The organism is Streptococcus suis, from assembly GCF_002960445.1.
Taxonomy (GTDB): Bacteria; Bacillota; Bacilli; order Lactobacillales; family Streptococcaceae; genus Streptococcus; species Streptococcus hyiners.
Window position 1 is genome coordinate 1 of sequence record NZ_POJD01000312.1, and the last position, 308, is coordinate 308.

At 39.9% G+C, this 308-nt stretch carries 1 protein-coding gene; it reads right to left on the reverse strand.

Annotated features, from left to right (window positions below; all coding sequences use genetic code 11):
- Positions 1-125 precede the first annotated feature (125 nt).
- A partial coding sequence (locus C1G53_RS10995; RefSeq protein ID WP_161941422.1) for an alanine:cation symporter family protein occupies positions 126-308 on the reverse strand: 183 nt, incomplete at its 5' end.

The window sequence follows — 308 nt, forward strand, 5'->3', positions numbered from 1 at the left end:
CTGCTGTCACAATGGCCTCAATATTAAATTGAGACAAATACTTGGTAATAAAATCATTCATGAGATAATTATAGCAGAAAACACCCTAAAAGAACAAAAAGACAGCCAAGTGGCTGACTTTTATCTTATTTCTTCTTTGCAAAATACTGGCGTGTCTCCTTGATGATAACAGGAGAGAGAGCTAGTAAGGCGATCAAGTTTGGTAGTGCCATGAGCCCGTTCACAATATCTGCGATGATCCAAATCAAGTCTAGTTTGAGGAAACCACCCAAGGCAACCATAGCTACAAAGACCAGACGGTAAGGCAA